12 protein-coding genes and 2 tRNA genes are annotated in these 19,933 nt (G+C 34.8%); 12 read left to right on the top strand and 2 right to left on the bottom strand.

The genetic code is table 11. The features are described from left to right. Nucleotides 1-9 precede the first annotated feature (9 nt). Nucleotides 10-86, bottom strand: a tRNA-Arg gene (locus EDM02_RS02115). Between the two features lie 159 nt (nt 87-245). On the opposite strand from EDM02_RS02115, the gene EDM02_RS02110 reads away from it, so the two are divergent. From EDM02_RS02110 to EDM02_RS02100, 3 genes are all read left to right on the top strand, one after another. Continuing rightward, nucleotides 246-623, top strand: a complete 378-nt coding sequence (locus EDM02_RS02110) for an ATP-binding cassette domain-containing protein (RefSeq protein WP_260215016.1) — start codon at nt 246-248, stop codon at nt 621-623. A gap of 208 nt (nt 624-831) precedes the next feature. Further along, nucleotides 832-1,878 (top strand): tRNA preQ1(34) S-adenosylmethionine ribosyltransferase-isomerase QueA, encoded by a 1,047-nt coding sequence (gene queA / locus EDM02_RS02105; protein ID WP_123662681.1) that lies wholly within the window; start codon nt 832-834, stop codon nt 1,876-1,878. A gap of 485 nt (nt 1,879-2,363) precedes the next feature. Then, nucleotides 2,364-4,955: a BamA/OMP85 family outer membrane protein gene (locus tag EDM02_RS02100; protein WP_184891095.1), complete on the top strand. Its 2,592-nt coding sequence runs from the start codon at nt 2,364-2,366 to the stop codon at nt 4,953-4,955. 10 nt (nt 4,956-4,965) lie between these two features. Here the strand turns inward: EDM02_RS02100 and EDM02_RS02095 are convergent. Beyond that, nucleotides 4,966-5,042 (bottom strand) — tRNA-Arg (locus EDM02_RS02095). 159 nt (nt 5,043-5,201) lie between these two features. Between EDM02_RS02095 and EDM02_RS02090 the strand changes: the two genes are divergently transcribed. From EDM02_RS02090 to EDM02_RS02050, 9 genes are all read left to right on the top strand, one after another. Continuing rightward, nucleotides 5,202-5,810, top strand: a complete 609-nt coding sequence (locus EDM02_RS02090) for an ABC transporter ATP-binding protein (protein WP_317614976.1) — start codon at nt 5,202-5,204, stop codon at nt 5,808-5,810. 39 nt (nt 5,811-5,849) lie between these two features. Continuing rightward, nucleotides 5,850-6,872: a DNA polymerase III subunit delta gene (gene holA / locus EDM02_RS02085; RefSeq protein ID WP_123662095.1), complete on the top strand. Its 1,023-nt coding sequence runs from the start codon at nt 5,850-5,852 to the stop codon at nt 6,870-6,872. 1,185 nt (nt 6,873-8,057) lie between these two features. Next, nucleotides 8,058-9,647: a leucine-rich repeat domain-containing protein gene (locus EDM02_RS02080; protein WP_123662673.1), complete on the top strand. Its 1,590-nt coding sequence runs from the start codon at nt 8,058-8,060 to the stop codon at nt 9,645-9,647. A gap of 854 nt (nt 9,648-10,501) precedes the next feature. Beyond that, a complete protein-coding gene (locus EDM02_RS02075; protein ID WP_123662672.1) occupies nt 10,502-10,804 on the top strand; it encodes an iron-sulfur cluster assembly protein in 303 nt (100 codons plus the stop codon). A 58-nt stretch (nt 10,805-10,862) separates the two neighbouring features. Next, nucleotides 10,863-13,070 (top strand): DNA translocase FtsK, encoded by a 2,208-nt coding sequence (locus EDM02_RS05955; RefSeq protein WP_123662675.1) that lies wholly within the window; start codon nt 10,863-10,865, stop codon nt 13,068-13,070. Nucleotides 13,071-13,109: 39 nt separating this feature from the next. Further along, nucleotides 13,110-14,132: a DNA polymerase III subunit delta gene (holA, locus tag EDM02_RS02065; protein WP_123662095.1), complete on the top strand. Its 1,023-nt coding sequence runs from the start codon at nt 13,110-13,112 to the stop codon at nt 14,130-14,132. Nucleotides 14,133-15,317: 1,185 nt separating this feature from the next. Beyond that, entirely contained in the window at nt 15,318-16,907 is a 1,590-nt protein-coding gene (locus EDM02_RS02060; protein ID WP_123662673.1) for a leucine-rich repeat domain-containing protein, read from the top strand. Between the two features lie 854 nt (nt 16,908-17,761). Continuing rightward, on the top strand, nt 17,762-18,064 hold the full coding sequence (locus EDM02_RS02055; protein ID WP_123662672.1) for an iron-sulfur cluster assembly protein: 303 nt from the start codon (nt 17,762-17,764) through the stop codon (nt 18,062-18,064). 58 nt (nt 18,065-18,122) lie between these two features. Continuing rightward, nucleotides 18,123-19,933 (top strand): DNA translocase FtsK (locus tag EDM02_RS02050; protein ID WP_148053558.1); only part of this gene is annotated, 1,811 nt, incomplete at its 3' end.

The raw sequence follows: 19,933 nt of genomic DNA, 5'->3' as shown, positions 1-19,933 counted from the left end.
GTTTAAGAATGGTGCGCTCGGAAGGACTTGAACCCTCAGCCTTCGGAGCCGAAATCCGACGTTCTATCCAGTTGAACTACGAGCGCAAATATATATGCTAGTCAAGCATTAGGCTACATATGCTCCTAAAACGCTAGCATAGGCGGGTCTTACAATAATACACAATTTTATGAACAATTTTATGAACAGTTTTATAAACATATATGCTTGTAGCCAACGAAATTTGCAAATCATACCATCAGCTTATGATTCTCAATAAGATTAGTTTATCTATCTATGCTGGAGAAATGGTGGCCATTATGGGGCATTCTGGTGCCGGAAAAACTACTCTACTACACCTTTTATCTACCTTAGATAAGCCAGATAGTGGCTCTGTAACGATGGATGGTATCAATCTTATAGGACTAAAGGGCTCTGCATTAGCGGAATTTAGAAATAAAAATATAGGGCTTGTCTTTCAGTTTCATAATCTTTTACCTGAGTTTACACTTTTTGAGAATATTTGTATTCCTGGTTATATTGGAAATTTTTCCAAAAAAGAAGTTGAAAAAAAAGCCAATGAACTTTTATCTTTATTGGGTATTAGCCATCGTAAAAATTACATTTTAAAAATTACCTACTAAAATATGTCCATAATCGTATCCGTTCAACGGTGTGGCCCATGCGTATTTGTTCATGTTCGTATCTAGAAATTTTGCTATAATCTATAAAATATGGCTACCACACCCCTGAACGGATACATAATACTTACTTAAGCGTTGCTAAATATAAACGCTTATTTTCTTTTTCGGTATAATTTTATTAAGTATAAATAAATCAATTTAAATACATATGAAATTATCAAATTTTAAGTTTGAGCTTCCAGCGCACAACATTGCACAGTATCCAATGCATCCAAAGGAAGATGCACGTTTAATGGTGCTACATAAAGATAGTGGACAAATAGAACATAAAACCCTGAAAGATCTTCCCTCTTATTTTAGTGAGGGAGATACTTTAGTAGCTAATGATTCTAAAGTTTTGCCATGTAAACTCTATGGCTACAAAGAAAAAACAAATGCAAAAGTTGAAGTGCTTTTGCTGCGAAAGTTGAATAATGAAAATGCCTTGTGGGATACCATTGTAGAACCGGCTCGTAAAATTCGTATAGGTAATAAAATTTATTTTGGCAATGGTGAATTGGTAGCTGAAATTATAGATAATACTACTTCACGAGGTCGGACCCTCAAATTGCTGTTTGACGGAACAGAAGAAGAATTCTATGCGCTAATAGACCAAATTGGCCATATGCCCCTACCTAATCAAATAGAACGCCCTTCAACGTTAGATGATAGAACATATTATCAGACGATATTTGCCCAAAATATAGGTAGTATCGTATTACCAGCCGCTGGATTGCATTTTACCCCTTATTTATTAAAGTATTTGGAATTACAGAATATTTCTGTTGTTTCTGTTACACTACACATTGGGTTAGGAGAACTAAAAATCATTGATATGGAAGATTTAACTAAGGTTAAGGCTTCCTCTGAGCGTTTTATAATTACCCAAGAAAGTGCAGATGTGGTAAATCAAAGTATTGCGAATCAAAAAAAAGTTTGCGCCATTGGCACTTCTGTTTTAAGAGCTATAGAATCTTCTGTTTCAGTTTCTTGCAAACTAAAAGCAAACAATAATTGGACCAATAAATTTATTTTACCATCTTGCTCCTTCAAAATTTGTAATGCATTGTTAACCACATTTCACCTGCCTTCTTCTATCTCTTTGGTTAGTGTAGCAGCTTTTGGAGGAGAAGAATTGGTTTTAGCGGCTTATGCCGAAGCTATAGATAAGCATTATCGATTTTTTTTGTACGGAGACGCTATGTTGATTATATAATCAAGCATATGGCTAATATTTAATAATTGATTATTTTATCCATGTTTTTAAAAACTACTTCTTTTAAAGCTATTTTTTTTGCTTGATCAAAAAAAGTAGCCAAAAAAAATCAAGCGCTGGTGAACAAAGCTGTTGAACATTTCAGCTTTGTTCAAGGCGCGTTTTTTACGATCTTGCATTATTGTGCTATTTCTAATGGGTACGAACATGGATACCTATAGGCCCCATGACTGAACGGATACACAGTTACATTTAGAACATAGCAAATAATATTTGCTATATTCGATAAAAAGTTGCGGCTAGCTGTAACGTATAAAGCGTGTTTTTTAAAAGAGATTGCAAATGAATTTGTATAACAGCATATTAGCAATTTTCATCTAATTTTATTGGATGGATATAAAGGTTCAATGGTCCTAATAAATGTACTTATTAAATATAATATAATGATAGATACCGGTATCAAAAAAGTCAAACGTTTTTTTCTTATGTGCTGCCTATCTATAGGTTTTACATGTCCAACGTTTGGATCGACGCGTTATACTGTGCAAAAAATTCAAGTAGTCGGTAATATTATGCTAGATCGTGAAATGCTCATTGCGCTTTCTGGTTTACAAGAGGGCACTATCATTGATCCGGATGCTGGGCAGATTCGTACTTCCATACGAAAAATTGCCAAACATGAGGGCGTTAAATCTGTTGAAATCTACTTAACTGATATGGATGCTACCCATAATTTAACAACTGTTGTTATTAATATTGAGGAACATGCTCACTTAGCTAACTATGTGATAGAAGGTTTAACTGGAAAAGAAAAAAAATCCCTTTTTGAAAAAGTTACGATCGATACTAATGTTGCGCTATCTCCCTTTTTCCTTCATAAGACAACGGCTAGCATTAAAAAATTCTTTTTAGATAAGGGGTTTAAAAATGTGCAGGTTTTTACAGAATTGGTTCCAGTAAAGGAAATGGCTGGAAAAGCAACCTTAAATATTAAGGTAAATAAAGGCAAAAAAATCACTGTTAATAAAATTATTTTTGAAGGGAATGAACAGATAGATGCCAATCTCTTACTATACCATATGCAAGAGCTTAACGAGGCGCCCCGTTTTACGCTTGTCAAGGATATCGTTCATAAAATAATTACCCTTGCCCCCATTCGTAAGGGAGGGATATTGTTACGGTTGCCTACAAAAATGGATGATGTCAAACGCTACTTTTTAAGCCATGTTTCCCTATTTGCATCTATTTTTACAGAAGAGAAATTTTTGAAGGCCAAAGAAAATATTATTCTTTTTTATCAGTCAAAAGGCTTTCGAGATGTCCGTATTGCAGAAGAACGTTTGGAGTATCTTGCTGCTGGGAAATTGAATATATTTTTAAAAATTGAAGAGGGCAAACAGTATACCATCCGTAATATGAAGTGGGTGGGTAATTATGTATATGATGAAGAGAAACTCAATAGGTTATTGAACCTAGATAAAAGCAAAATATATGATCCGATTTATATTAGTAGTCGATTCCAACCGGGCATGGCCAATGAAACCATTGGAGATCTCTATACCAATAATGGCTATGTCTTTTTTCATGCAGAAGCCATTGAAACTGGTATAGAAGATAACCAGGTAGATCTAGAAATTAGAATACACGAGGGCAAACAGGCCACTATCAATCAAGTAAATATTGTGGGTAATACCATAACCCATGATTATGTAATTCGTCGTGAATTACTAACGTTGCCAGGAGAAAAGTTTAACGTTAAACTGGGAATAGAATCTTTACGAAACTTGGCTATGTTAGAATTGTTTAAACCTGAAAAGTTAATTTTTCCAGAAATACATCCAAACGAGGCGAACGGCACGGTAGACCTTACCTATTCATTACAAGAACAACCTAAATTTGACCTTAAATTAGAGGGCAGTTATAGTGGAAAGCTTGTACTAGGATTTACGATGGGTTCAAACAATATTTCCCTTAAAAATCTCTTTACTGGCAAAAAACCATTGGGAGCTGGTCAACGTCTGCACTTAACAAGTGCATGGTACGGTAAAGACTATAAGCATTTTAGTCTTTCTTTGCGAGAACCTTATTTGTGGTTAGGAGAAAGTCCCTATATATTTGATCTAAGTGTAAATAGTTCTTTTCAAGAATTAGAACATGCTAGACGGACGGTTGCAGATAATGTAGCAGATGTAATACTATTTCCATTTGAAAAACTAGCTAAAAAAGGCAACATGATTGCCATTGGCAGTCGAGTTGCATTAGGGAAAAAGCTTTCTACCTATTGGGAAGGTCATTTCGGTATAGATTATCATTATTATACATACAAAAATTATGAATTGTTAGAAGATCATACAAAAAGATCTGGTACTTTACATGATATTAATGTAGACTTTTTATTAAGTCATGATAGTAGAAATAATCCAAATTATCCTACGCGTGGCTGGTCTTGGTCTAACTGTTTAACCCTTACGCCTCCTTATGCTTTATTTGGTTACAATGATGCCGAAAAATCGGTAATACCACGTTTTAAAGAATTCGCAAAATTTATGATGGACGCTTCGTTTTTCAAACGTTTACCAGGTAATTTTGTATTGAATTTACGTGGACATGCTGGATTTTTGCACGGCTTTTCTCAAAAAAAGATAGGGCCTTTTGGGCGATTTTATTTGGGCGGCACGAATATAGCAGATTTGAGTGGACTATTGAAAGCTGATTGTATTACATTACGTGGATATCCAGATGATAGCCTTACCCCCAAAAATTATGATAATAATATAAAAGGGGGCGTCTTATTTCATAAATTTGCTACAGAATTGCGTTATCCTATTATGCTTACGCCTTCTTGTCTTTATATCTTGGGATTTGTAGAGATGGCAGATAGCTGGTTAAATTACGAAGATTATGATTTATTCAGTATGAAAAAATCTGTAGGAGGTGGAGTCCGCATTCTTTTACCTATTGCGATTTTGCCCATGTTTGGGCTAGATGTTGGATATAGGCTTGATCGGGTAATGAAAGCAAGCGATCGCAATAAAGCTTTTGAATATCATTTTGTTTTTAGCAATAGCATGCGTTAAAGTTTAAGAATGGTGCGCTCGGAAGGACTTGAACCCTCAGCCTTCGGAGCCGAAATCCGACGTTCTATCCAGTTGAACTACGAGCGCAAATATATATGCTAGTCAAGCATTAGGCTACATATGCTCCTAAAACGCTAGCATAGGCGGGTCTTACAATAATACACAATTTTATGAACAATTTTATGAACAGTTTTATAAACATATATGCTTGTAGCCAACGAAATTTGCAAATCATACCATCAGCTTATGATTCTCAATAAGATTAGTTTATCTATCTATGCTGGAGAAATGGTGGCCATTATGGGGCATTCTGGTGCCGGAAAAACTACTCTACTACACCTTTTATCTACCTTAGATAAGCCAGATAGTGGCTCTGTAACGATGGATGGTATCAATCTTATAGGACTAAAGGGCTCTGCATTAGCGGAATTTAGAAATAAAAATATAGGGCTTGTCTTTCAGTTTCATAATCTTTTACCTGAGTTTACACTTTTTGAGAATATTTGTATTCCTGGTTATATTGGAAATTTTTCCAAAAAAGAAGTTGAAAAAAAAGCCAATGAACTTTTATCTTTATTGGGTATTAGCCATCGTAAAAATTACTTACCAACGGATATTTCTGGGGGAGAACGACAACGCGCAGCTGTAGCTAGAGCATTGGTTAACAATCCATCTATTATTTTTGCTGATGAGCCAAGTGGTAGTCTTGACACTAAAAGTGCAGGGGTACTGCATGAACTCTTCTTAGAGCTAAGAAGAACATTAAAACAAACCTTTGTATTTGTAACCCATAATCAATCGCTTGCAACTATTGCAGATAGAATTTTGTTGCTGCAAGATGGTAGATTACAGTAATGGTATGTATTTTTTGGTTTAAACAGTATCCAGACCCATATGATTCAATCAGCTGAAACTGTTTTACAAAATTTAGCAAAAAAAATTTATGAACCCATTTATTTTTTGCAAGGGGAGGAAGTCTATTACCTGGATGCCATTACCCGGCATATCGAAGAGCAATTGCTCACTCCAGCTGAAAAAGGATTTAATTTAAGCATTTTTTATGGAAAAGAATGTAGTATGGCTGCTCTACTCACCCAAGCGCGTCGTTTCCCTATGGGAGCAGACAAACAAATTGTTATTGTAAAAGAAGCACAAGAGATGGCAGACTTAAAAAATGCTACTGGGCAACAGTTATTATTGCATTACTTGCACCATCCACAACTTACTACATTATTGGTTTTTGCATACAAATATAAAACCATCGATGGAAGAAGTACTTTTAGTAAAGTGCTGAATAAAAATACAGTTCTGGTTACTTCCAAAAAACTATATAACCAACAGCTACCTACTTTTATCAAATCTTTTGTAAAAACGTTAGAGCTCTCTATAACAGAAAAAGCCATTTGGATGCTGCAAGCGTGCATTGGCAATGATCTAACTAGAATAGTCAATGAACTCCATAAATTACGGCTTAACCTGAATACAGGCAATACCATTACCGACAGCATCGTAGAGACCTATATAGACTTATCTAAACCTTTCAATGTATTTGAATTGCAGAAAGCCATTATGCAAAAAGATTACCCAAAGAGCTATCAAATCATTAGTATTTGCGCATTAAATGCAAAGGAACATGCTGCATTACCGATTATAACCATTTTATATATTTTTTTTTCCAAATTGCTTTTGTTACATCAAACAAAAGAAACCGATCCTGCTAAAATTTCTAAACACATTGAAATACACCCCTATTTTGTTCAAGGATATCTTGACGCTAGGAGACATTACCCCTTACACCAAATCCTGCAAAATATAACCTATCTACATCAAGCTGATGTGCAGGTCAAAGGAATTGATTGTAATACAAATGATTATCAGGTTATGAAAGAATTAATCTTTAAGCTTATGCACGCATAAAGATATCCGTTCATCTGTGTGACAGACATATTTTATAGATTACAGAAAATTGCTAATATTTAATAATTGATGATTTTATCCATTTTTTAAAAAAATTACTTCTTTTAAAGCTACTTTTTTTGCTTGATCAAAAAAAGTAGCCAAAAAAAATCAAGCGCTGGTGAACAAAGCCGTTGAAAATTTCAGTCTGAAAGCTGAAAATCAAAACTCGCTCTATGGTTACTCAATGGATTTGGAAAGCTGGCAAGGCGCGCGAGGGTGAAGCGCACGCAGCATAGTGGAAACTATGTGAGTACGCTGAATCCCGAAGTGGAACGTAGCCAGCTTTTCAAAGACGAAGAGTAGGCTTAAACAGGCTGATTTTCTACTAAGCTTTCAGACTAAAATTTTCTAATCACAGCTTTGTTCAAGGCGCGTTTTTATGATCTTGCATTATTGCACTATTTTTAAATAGGCATAGGCCATTCCACTGAACGGGCAATGGCGTCAACTTAAGGCAATTCATGATTAGCCTACCCTCCTATTCTACTTGGTTATCAATAACAGCTAAACCTTAAGTTGACGCCATTGACTGAACGGGTACGCATAGGCCATACCACTGAACGGATACTATTTTTGATCGGGTTTGTTATGAACATACTATGGAACATACGCCAATAAAAGTTGGCCATCCATGGACGAATGGACAATAACTTAATATTAATAATTATATTTTACAATAGAACTATTAAACGATTTAAGCCACTCCACTGAACGGATGCGTTTCATTTTGGTTATTTGGTTATTAACAATTTATTTTATAAATTTGTATTTCGGTAAATCAGAACGCTTTTGCCAACTATGTATCTATGTTAGATTTTTCATATGTTTTCAATGGAAATTATCATGATAGCTGCTGGGATAGCCGGCTTAATCAGCGCTATTCATTTAACTAAAAGCGGATTTGCAAGTAGCTTTTCTTGTCAAGAACAACTATCCTATGCTTTATGCTTTTCCTTACTTTAAATTTTTTATTTAATCAAAAAATCAACCCAAAAAATCAAACAGCAGCCGTTTCTATGCTACAGAGCATAATATATTTAATTTAAAACTTTTAAAACACCCATCATGTATTTTTTTCTAATTTTGTTCCTAATCTTCAGTGGATGTACTAAAGTACGGCAAGGTATAGGTACTTCAAACGACATGGCATTGGCAGGCAGTTCAAAAACAGATTTAGGTGAAAATCAAGAAAAAATTGATTATCCGGAACTCATGCAATTGATCAATGAAAATAAACTTAAAAATAATAGATACTGGGACTGGACGGGTCAACCGAATAACAAAATAAGTATATTCTTGGACAAGCTACATGGAAAATACGTGTCCACTTGCGTGTCCACTTTGGAGGTAAAAAATCTACTGGGTAAGTTGGTACCTTATCTGTGTAAGGCACCGTGCTCTAGTCTTACAGTAGATTGCAGTTCTGTAAATTTATTAGGTGAATATCTTGATGCGATATTGGTTGCTCTTAAAGATACAGCTGTTCGTAGCCTAGAGATAAAATCGGCTAATTTAGGCCTGATGCAAGCGGATCTATTGAGGACAGCATTTTCTAAACTCAAACATACAAAGATTGAAGAATTGAACCTGTATGGTAAAGATTTAGCAAATAATGTAGATTCCCTACTTTCTGCACTTGTGGACTCAAATGTGCGTGAATTAAATTTGAGTTTCAATTATTTACACCTGGTGCAAGCGGATCTATTGAGGACAGCATTTTCTAAACTCAAAGATACAAAGATTGAAAAATTGGCACTGTGTGATAACAAATTAGCAAATAATATAGATCCCCTACTTTCTGCACTTGTGGGTAACACAACTGTGCGTGAATTAGATTTGAGTTTAAATGATTTACACCTGGTGCAAGCGGATCTATTGAGGACAGCATTTTCTAAACTCAAAGATACAAAGATTGAAAAATTGATATTGTGTGAGAACGGATTAGCAAATAATATAGATCCCCTATTTTCTGCACTTGTGGACTCAGATGTGCGTGAATTAAATTTAGAAATGAATGATTTAGGCCTGGTGCAAGCGGATCTATTGGGGACAGCATTTTCTAAACTCAAACATACAAAGATTGAAAAATTGGGACTGGATGATAACGAATTAGCAAATAATGTAACTGTCCTGCTTCCTGCGCTTGTGGATAATACAGCTATACGTCACATAGATTTATGTAACAATAATTTAGATACAGTAGAATTGAAAACTTTATGTGAAGCTTTCTCTTCGCTTCAGCATACAGCCGTTGATAGTTTGAGTTTTCGTGAAAGGTTTCGTACAGTGGGTTTTGGCTCTTGGGATTTAAACAGTATGGAAAAATTGCTGGCTAAGTTAAGCGGTACAAAGATACGTAAAGTTTCGTGCTATGGACCTGAGGGTTCAGGAAACTTAGTTAATTGGTTTAATTCAAACATTGCTTATCCGCACGATACTGTGTACCATGAAAGTGGATTACAAAGAGCATGTATACGTACCATGATGCAAAACAATTTAGATCTAAATGCAGCAAGGTCTAATATACAATTAGAAAAAATAATTAATGAATATGAATCTGATGAACTTGGTTTAGAGATAGGGTCCATATACGACGAAGAGGATACAACAGATGAGGATATAGGAAATTCCGACGAAGAGGATACAACAGATGAGGATATAGGAAATTCCGACGAAGAGGATACAACAAATGAGGATATGGAAATTCCAACGAAGAGGAGCAAGCTGCTATAAATTATGTGGACAGGGATACCCATTTTGTCTAAGCCGGAAGCAGCAATCCTCAATAGCTTTGGAACGTTGGCAACGTATAAAGCTACTCCATATTTACACACTTAAATAGACAAGCCTGTAATAAAAAAAATCAAGCGCTAGTGAACAAAGGTGCGTTTTTATGATCTTGCATTATTGTGCTATTTTTAATGGGTACGAACACAAATACACAAAACCTTTGCCATACCATCTTTACCATAACAGCATTTTGAATAAAATAAATAATGTAGTGGAGTAAATTATATTATTTATAAACTTGTTTCCTATCGCAACGGTTTCAAAAGGTCTAATATTAAAAAATTTAACAGGCTTACCTTTAAAGGCAATTTAGTTATATTGTAAGTGGTTGGCTATGTATAATATTTAAGAACGCTTTATATTCGTATTTCTTCAGTGGTGTGGTTTATGTGTATTTTTTCACGTTCGTATTTAGAAATAGCGCAATAATGTAAGTTTAGTTCGTATTTAGAAATAGCGCAATAATGTAAGTTTATAAAAAACGCGCCTTGAACAAAGCTGTGACTAGAAAATTTCAGGCTGCAAGGTAGCAGAAAATCAGCCTGTTTGAGCCCAAGGCTGCAGGCCTGGGCGAGTTCTGATTTTCAGCTTGCAGTCTGAAATTTTCAACAGCTTTGTTCACCAGCGCTTGATTTTTTTTGGCTACTTTTTTTGATCAAGCAAAAAAAGTAGCTTTAAAATGAAATAATTTTAAAAAAAATGGATAAAATCATTATATATTAAATATTTATTTAGCCATTTGCTATAATCTATAAAATAGGGCTGCCACGCAAGTGAACGAACACTTTATATTCTCTATGATTCAAAAAGAAGAAATTATAAACGCCATTAAACAAGTCTATGATCCAGAAATACCGGTAGATGTCTATGAGCTAGGGCTTATTTATAACATTACGATTTTACCGCTCAACAATATTGAGATATTAATGACGCTTACTTCTCCTAATTGCCCAGCAGCAGATAGTATACCTGGACAAATAGAAGAAAAAATTAGAGCTATAGAAGACGTAAATGAAGTAATGATTCATTTAACATTTGAACCACCTTATACGCCAGACCGAATGTCGGAAGTGGCTAAATTAGCATTGGGGTTTTCTTAACGGCATACCACTTTTTCAAACTACTTTTTATATCTTATTTGACTTACCTTTTGTGTTAATGGCCAAAAATAATTATAAAGTCCAACCAGAGACTCCTAAAAAAAAACTTTCATTTAAACTATTTACGTTAGATCAACGTATCAAAATTGCCATTGGATTTTTGCTACAAGGCACTGCCATTTTTCTAGCACTTGCATTCTTTTCTCACCTTATTCATGGAGATCATGATCAACATATTATTGAATCTTTTCAAACATTAGGCGTAAAACAATCGGGCGCAGCCCTATGCAACTGGCTAGGTTTTATAGGAGCTTTTGTAAGCTATTATTGTGTTCATTTATGGTTGGGTATAACTGCTTTTATCTTTTTACCCTGCCTATTCTTTATAGGGATAAAAATGGTTACACAAAAAATTTGTCCTGATCTCTCCCTATTAAAGTTGATTATAGCATCTATTTTTCTTGTCTTATGGTTTAATATTTTATTAGGATACCTACATACCCTTTACCCAACCGCTCAAATACTTGCCAACCAATTAGGGGGCGTCAGCTATGAACTAGGCCCTTTGTTTAAAGGACTGCTGGGATATGGAACTTTTATACTGCTTTTTATTTCTTTTGTAATTTTTACGGTTGTATCCTTTAATGTAACCTCTTTTCCAATCATTTATTTTTTTATACGTAAGCTATCCCCTTCCCCTCATAAAGAGGATGACACATCCTTAAGCAAGGATAATGAAAGTAAGCATAATGAGACGTATGATTCAGAATATGGTTTGAACAATGAGGAAGTGTCCAGTAAAAAAAAAACGAATAATTTGGCAATAACACAGACAAATACTACGCAATCAAGTCTTATAAGTGGTGCAGAGGATCCAGATCTAGAAAATTATCCTCAACATAATCGCAATATAGACTTTGAAGTAGTTTCATGTACTCCCAAAACACTTTCTAAAAATTTGTTAAAGGAGCAAGCCATCCATACTTCCGCTCCTATTCGATTAGGTAATATTCAGGTAGAAAACTATGACCCTACCCTAGACTTATCTAACTATACGTATCCTTCCTTAGATCTATTAGAACGCTATGAACAAGAAAATATATCTGTTACGCAAGAAGAATTAGCTATAAACAAAAACAATATTGTACAAACCTTACACAATTTTAAGATCAATATAGCAAAAATAAAAGCAACCATTGGTCCTACCGTTACCCTCTATGAGATTATACCCGAAGCAGGCGTAAAAGTTTCTAAAATCAAAAACCTGGAGGATGACATTGCCCTTAACCTAGCTGCCCTCGGCATCCGAATTATTGCACCCATACCAGGAAAAGGAACCATTGGTATCGAAGTACCAAATAAAAATAGAGAACTGGTGCCCCTTCAAGAGATGCTTGCTTCTGAAAAATTTTTAAAGGGCAAGATGGACCTACCAGTTGTATTAGGAAAAAGTATTTCAAATGAACTATTTATTGCAGATTTAGCACGCATGCCGCATCTACTTATTGCGGGAGCTACCGGGCAAGGAAAATCTGTAGGTCTTAACGTACTACTCACCTCTTTGATTTATAAAAAGCATCCTTCTCAACTAAAATTAGTATTAGTAGATCCTAAAAAAGTAGAGTTATCGTTGTATAACAGGTTAGAAAACCATTTTTTAGCCAAATTACCCATTAGCGAAGAAGCCATCATTACAGAGACCAAAAATGTAGTCCATACTTTACATTCCTTATGTATTGAAATGGATCATCGGTACGAATTGTTAAAGGAAGCAGGTACACGCAATATTAAAGAATATAATGAAAAATTTGTAAAAAGAATACTTAATCCCCAAGCAGGGCATCGATTTTTACCTTATATTGTGTTAGTTCAGTTTCATAATCTTTTACCTGAGTTTACACTTTTTGAGAATATTTGTATTCCTGGTTATATTGGAAATTTTTCCAAAAAAGAAGTTGAAAAAAAAGCCAATGAACTTTTATCTTTATTGGGTATTAGCCATCGTAAAAATTACTTACCAACGGATATTTCTGGGGGAGAACGACAACGCGCAGCTGTAGCTAGAGCATTGGTTAACAATCCATCTATTATTTTTGCTGATGAGCCAAGTGGTAGTCTTGACACTAAAAGTGCAGGGGTACTGCATGAACTCTTCTTAGAGCTAAGAAGAACATTAAAACAAACCTTTGTATTTGTAACCCATAATCAATCGCTTGCAACTATTGCAGATAGAATTTTGTTGCTGCAAGATGGTAGATTACAGTAATGGTATGTATTTTTTGGTTTAAACAGTATCCAGACCCATATGATTCAATCAGCTGAAACTGTTTTACAAAATTTAGCAAAAAAAATTTATGAACCCATTTATTTTTTGCAAGGGGAGGAAGTCTATTACCTGGATGCCATTACCCGGCATATCGAAGAGCAATTGCTCACTCCAGCTGAAAAAGGATTTAATTTAAGCATTTTTTATGGAAAAGAATGTAGTATGGCTGCTCTACTCACCCAAGCGCGTCGTTTCCCTATGGGAGCAGACAAACAAATTGTTATTGTAAAAGAAGCACAAGAGATGGCAGACTTAAAAAATGCTACTGGGCAACAGTTATTATTGCATTACTTGCACCATCCACAACTTACTACATTATTGGTTTTTGCATACAAATATAAAACCATCGATGGAAGAAGTACTTTTAGTAAAGTGCTGAATAAAAATACAGTTCTGGTTACTTCCAAAAAACTATATAACCAACAGCTACCTACTTTTATCAAATCTTTTGTAAAAACGTTAGAGCTCTCTATAACAGAAAAAGCCATTTGGATGCTGCAAGCGTGCATTGGCAATGATCTAACTAGAATAGTCAATGAACTCCATAAATTACGGCTTAACCTGAATACAGGCAATACCATTACCGACAGCATCGTAGAGACCTATATAGACTTATCTAAACCTTTCAATGTATTTGAATTGCAGAAAGCCATTATGCAAAAAGATTACCCAAAGAGCTATCAAATCATTAGTATTTGCGCATTAAATGCAAAGGAACATGCTGCATTACCGATTATAACCATTTTATATATTTTTTTTTCCAAATTGCTTTTGTTACATCAAACAAAAGAAACCGATCCTGCTAAAATTTCTAAACACATTGAAATACACCCCTATTTTGTTCAAGGATATCTTGACGCTAGGAGACATTACCCCTTACACCAAATCCTGCAAAATATAACCTATCTACATCAAGCTGATGTGCAGGTCAAAGGAATTGATTGTAATACAAATGATTATCAGGTTATGAAAGAATTAATCTTTAAGCTTATGCACGCATAAAGATATCCGTTCATCTGTGTGACAGACATATTTTATAGATTACAGAAAATTGCTAATATTTAATAATTGATGATTTTATCCATTTTTTAAAAAAATTACTTCTTTTAAAGCTACTTTTTTTGCTTGATCAAAAAAAGTAGCCAAAAAAAATCAAGCGCTGGTGAACAAAGCCGTTGAAAATTTCAGTCTGAAAGCTGAAAATCAAAACTCGCTCTATGGTTACTCAATGGATTTGGAAAGCTGGCAAGGCGCGCGAGGGTGAAGCGCACGCAGCATAGTGGAAACTATGTGAGTACGCTGAATCCCGAAGTGGAACGTAGCCAGCTTTTCAAAGACGAAGAGTAGGCTTAAACAGGCTGATTTTCTACTAAGCTTTCAGACTAAAATTTTCTAATCACAGCTTTGTTCAAGGCGCGTTTTTATGATCTTGCATTATTGCACTATTTTTAAATAGGCATAGGCCATTCCACTGAACGGGCAATGGCGTCAACTTAAGGCAATTCATGATTAGCCTACCCTCCTATTCTACTTGGTTATCAATAACAGCTAAACCTTAAGTTGACGCCATTGACTGAACGGGTACGCATAGGCCATACCACTGAACGGATACTATTTTTGATCGGGTTTGTTATGAACATACTATGGAACATACGCCAATAAAAGTTGGCCATCCATGGACGAATGGACAATAACTTAATATTAATAATTATATTTTACAATAGAACTATTAAACGATTTAAGCCACTCCACTGAACGGATGCGTTTCATTTTGGTTATTTGGTTATTAACAATTTATTTTATAAATTTGTATTTCGGTAAATCAGAACGCTTTTGCCAACTATGTATCTATGTTAGATTTTTCATATGTTTTCAATGGAAATTATCATGATAGCTGCTGGGATAGCCGGCTTAATCAGCGCTATTCATTTAACTAAAAGCGGATTTGCAAGTAGCTTTTCTTGTCAAGAACAACTATCCTATGCTTTATGCTTTTCCTTACTTTAAATTTTTTATTTAATCAAAAAATCAACCCAAAAAATCAAACAGCAGCCGTTTCTATGCTACAGAGCATAATATATTTAATTTAAAACTTTTAAAACACCCATCATGTATTTTTTTCTAATTTTGTTCCTAATCTTCAGTGGATGTACTAAAGTACGGCAAGGTATAGGTACTTCAAACGACATGGCATTGGCAGGCAGTTCAAAAACAGATTTAGGTGAAAATCAAGAAAAAATTGATTATCCGGAACTCATGCAATTGATCAATGAAAATAAACTTAAAAATAATAGATACTGGGACTGGACGGGTCAACCGAATAACAAAATAAGTATATTCTTGGACAAGCTACATGGAAAATACGTGTCCACTTGCGTGTCCACTTTGGAGGTAAAAAATCTACTGGGTAAGTTGGTACCTTATCTGTGTAAGGCACCGTGCTCTAGTCTTACAGTAGATTGCAGTTCTGTAAATTTATTAGGTGAATATCTTGATGCGATATTGGTTGCTCTTAAAGATACAGCTGTTCGTAGCCTAGAGATAAAATCGGCTAATTTAGGCCTGATGCAAGCGGATCTATTGAGGACAGCATTTTCTAAACTCAAACATACAAAGATTGAAGAATTGAACCTGTATGGTAAAGATTTAGCAAATAATGTAGATTCCCTACTTTCTGCACTTGTGGACTCAAATGTGCGTGAATTAAATTTGAGTTTCAATTATTTACACCTGGTGCAAGCGGATCTATTGAGGACAGCATTTTCTAAACTCAAAGATACAAAGATTGAAAAATTGGCACTGTGTGATAACAAATTAGCAAATAATATAGATCCCCTACTTTCTGCACTTGTGGGTAACACAACTGTGCGTGAATTAGATTTGAGTTTAAATGATTTACACCTGGTGCAAGCGGATCTATTGAGGACAGCATTTTCTAAACTCAAAGATACAAAGATTGAAAAATTGATATTGTGTGAGAACGGATTAGCAAATAATATAGATCCCCTATTTTCTGCACTTGTGGACTCAGATGTGCGTGAATTAAATTTAGAAATGAATGATTTAGGCCTGGTGCAAGCGGATCTATTGGGGACAGCATTTTCTAAACTCAAACATACAAAGATTGAAAAATTGGGACTGGATGATAACGAATTAGCAAATAATGTAACTGTCCTGCTTCCTGCGCTTGTGGATAATACAGCTATACGTCACATAGATTTATGTAACAATAATTTAGATACAGTAGAATTGAAAACTTTATGTGAAGCTTTCTCTTCGCTTCAGCATACAGCCGTTGATAGTTTGAGTTTTCGTGAAAGGTTTCGTACAGTGGGTTTTGGCTCTTGGGATTTAAACAGTATGGAAAAATTGCTGGCTAAGTTAAGCGGTACAAAGATACGTAAAGTTTCGTGCTATGGACCTGAGGGTTCAGGAAACTTAGTTAATTGGTTTAATTCAAACATTGCTTATCCGCACGATACTGTGTACCATGAAAGTGGATTACAAAGAGCATGTATACGTACCATGATGCAAAACAATTTAGATCTAAATGCAGCAAGGTCTAATATACAATTAGAAAAAATAATTAATGAATATGAATCTGATGAACTTGGTTTAGAGATAGGGTCCATATACGACGAAGAGGATACAACAGATGAGGATATAGGAAATTCCGACGAAGAGGATACAACAGATGAGGATATAGGAAATTCCGACGAAGAGGATACAACAAATGAGGATATGGAAATTCCAACGAAGAGGAGCAAGCTGCTATAAATTATGTGGACAGGGATACCCATTTTGTCTAAGCCGGAAGCAGCAATCCTCAATAGCTTTGGAACGTTGGCAACGTATAAAGCTACTCCATATTTACACACTTAAATAGACAAGCCTGTAATAAAAAAAATCAAGCGCTAGTGAACAAAGGTGCGTTTTTATGATCTTGCATTATTGTGCTATTTTTAATGGGTACGAACACAAATACACAAAACCTTTGCCATACCATCTTTACCATAACAGCATTTTGAATAAAATAAATAATGTAGTGGAGTAAATTATATTATTTATAAACTTGTTTCCTATCGCAACGGTTTCAAAAGGTCTAATATTAAAAAATTTAACAGGCTTACCTTTAAAGGCAATTTAGTTATATTGTAAGTGGTTGGCTATGTATAATATTTAAGAACGCTTTATATTCGTATTTCTTCAGTGGTGTGGTTTATGTGTATTTTTTCACGTTCGTATTTAGAAATAGCGCAATAATGTAAGTTTAGTTCGTATTTAGAAATAGCGCAATAATGTAAGTTTATAAAAAACGCGCCTTGAACAAAGCTGTGACTAGAAAATTTCAGGCTGCAAGGTAGCAGAAAATCAGCCTGTTTGAGCCCAAGGCTGCAGGCCTGGGCGAGTTCTGATTTTCAGCTTGCAGTCTGAAATTTTCAACAGCTTTGTTCACCAGCGCTTGATTTTTTTTGGCTACTTTTTTTGATCAAGCAAAAAAAGTAGCTTTAAAATGAAATAATTTTAAAAAAAATGGATAAAATCATTATATATTAAATATTTATTTAGCCATTTGCTATAATCTATAAAATAGGGCTGCCACGCAAGTGAACGAACACTTTATATTCTCTATGATTCAAAAAGAAGAAATTATAAACGCCATTAAACAAGTCTATGATCCAGAAATACCGGTAGATGTCTATGAGCTAGGGCTTATTTATAACATTACGATTTTACCGCTCAACAATATTGAGATATTAATGACGCTTACTTCTCCTAATTGCCCAGCAGCAGATAGTATACCTGGACAAATAGAAGAAAAAATTAGAGCTATAGAAGACGTAAATGAAGTAATGATTCATTTAACATTTGAACCACCTTATACGCCAGACCGAATGTCGGAAGTGGCTAAATTAGCATTGGGGTTTTCTTAACGGCATACCACTTTTTCAAACTACTTTTTATATCTTATTTGACTTACCTTTTGTGTTAATGGCCAAAAATAATTATAAAGTCCAACCAGAGACTCCTAAAAAAAAACTTTCATTTAAACTATTTACGTTAGATCAACGTATCAAAATTGCCATTGGATTTTTGCTACAAGGCACTGCCATTTTTCTAGCACTTGCATTCTTTTCTCACCTTATTCATGGAGATCATGATCAACATATTATTGAATCTTTTCAAACATTAGGCGTAAAACAATCGGGCGCAGCCCTATGCAACTGGCTAGGTTTTATAGGAGCTTTTGTAAGCTATTATTGTGTTCATTTATGGTTGGGTATAACTGCTTTTATCTTTTTACCCTGCCTATTCTTTATAGGGATAAAAATGGTTACACAAAAAATTTGTCCTGATCTCTCCCTATTAAAGTTGATTATAGCATCTATTTTTCTTGTCTTATGGTTTAATATTTTATTAGGATACCTACATACCCTTTACCCAACCGCTCAAATACTTGCCAACCAATTAGGGGGCGTCAGCTATGAACTAGGCCCTTTGTTTAAAGGACTGCTGGGATATGGAACTTTTATACTGCTTTTTATTTCTTTTGTAATTTTTACGGTTGTATCCTTTAATGTAACCTCTTTTCCAATCATTTATTTTTTTATACGTAAGCTATCCCCTTCCCCTCATAAAGAGGATGACACATCCTTAAGCAAGGATAATGAAAGTAAGCATAATGAGACGTATGATTCAGAATATGGTTTGAACAATGAGGAAGTGTCCAGTAAAAAAAAAACGAATAATTTGGCAATAACACAGACAAATACTACGCAATCAAGTCTTATAAGTGGTGCAGAGGATCCAGATCTAGAAAATTATCCTCAACATAATCGCAATATAGACTTTGAAGTAGTTTCATGTACTCCCAAAACACTTTCTAAAAATTTGTTAAAGGAGCAAGCCATCCATACTTCCGCTCCTATTCGATTAGGTAATATTCAGGTAGAAAACTATGACCCTACCCTAGACTTATCTAACTATACGTATCCTTCCTTAGATCTATTAGAACGCTATGAACAAGAAAATATATCTGTTACGCAAGAAGAATTAGCTATAAACAAAAACAATATTGTACAAACCTTACACAATTTTAAGATCAATATAGCAAAAATAAAAGCAACCATTGGTCCTACCGTTACCCTCTATGAGATTATACCCGAAGCAGGCGTAAAAGTTTCTAAAATCAAAAACCTGGAGGATGACATTGCCCTTAACCTAGCTGCCCTCGGCATCCGAATTATTGCACCCATACCAGGAAAAGGAACCATTGGTATCGAAGTACCAAATAAAAATAGAGAACTGGTGCCCCTTCAAGAGATGCTTGCTTCTGAAAAATTTTTAAAGGGCAAGATGGACCTACCAGTTGTATTAGGAAAAAGTATTTCAAATGAACTATTTATTGCAGATTTAGCACGCATGCCGCATCTACTTATTGCGGGAGCTACCGGGCAAGGAAAATCTGTAGGTCTTAACGTACTACTCACCTCTTTGATTTATAAAAAGCATCCTTCTCAACTAAAATTAGTATTAGTAGATCCTAAAAAAGTAGAGTTATCGTTGTATAACAGGTTAGAAAACCATTTTTTAGCCAAATTACCCATTAGCGAAGAAGCCATCATTACAGAGACCAAAAATGTAGTCCATACTTTACATTCCTTATGTATTGAAATGGATCATCGGTACGAATTGTTAAAGGAAGCAGGTACACGCAATATTAAAGAATATAATGAAAAATTTGTAAAAAGAATACTTAATCCCCAAGCAGGGCATCGATTTTTACCTTATATTGTGTTAGT

This window comes from Candidatus Cardinium hertigii, assembly GCF_003788695.1.
This window is presented reverse-complemented; position numbering and strand designations above follow the sequence as displayed.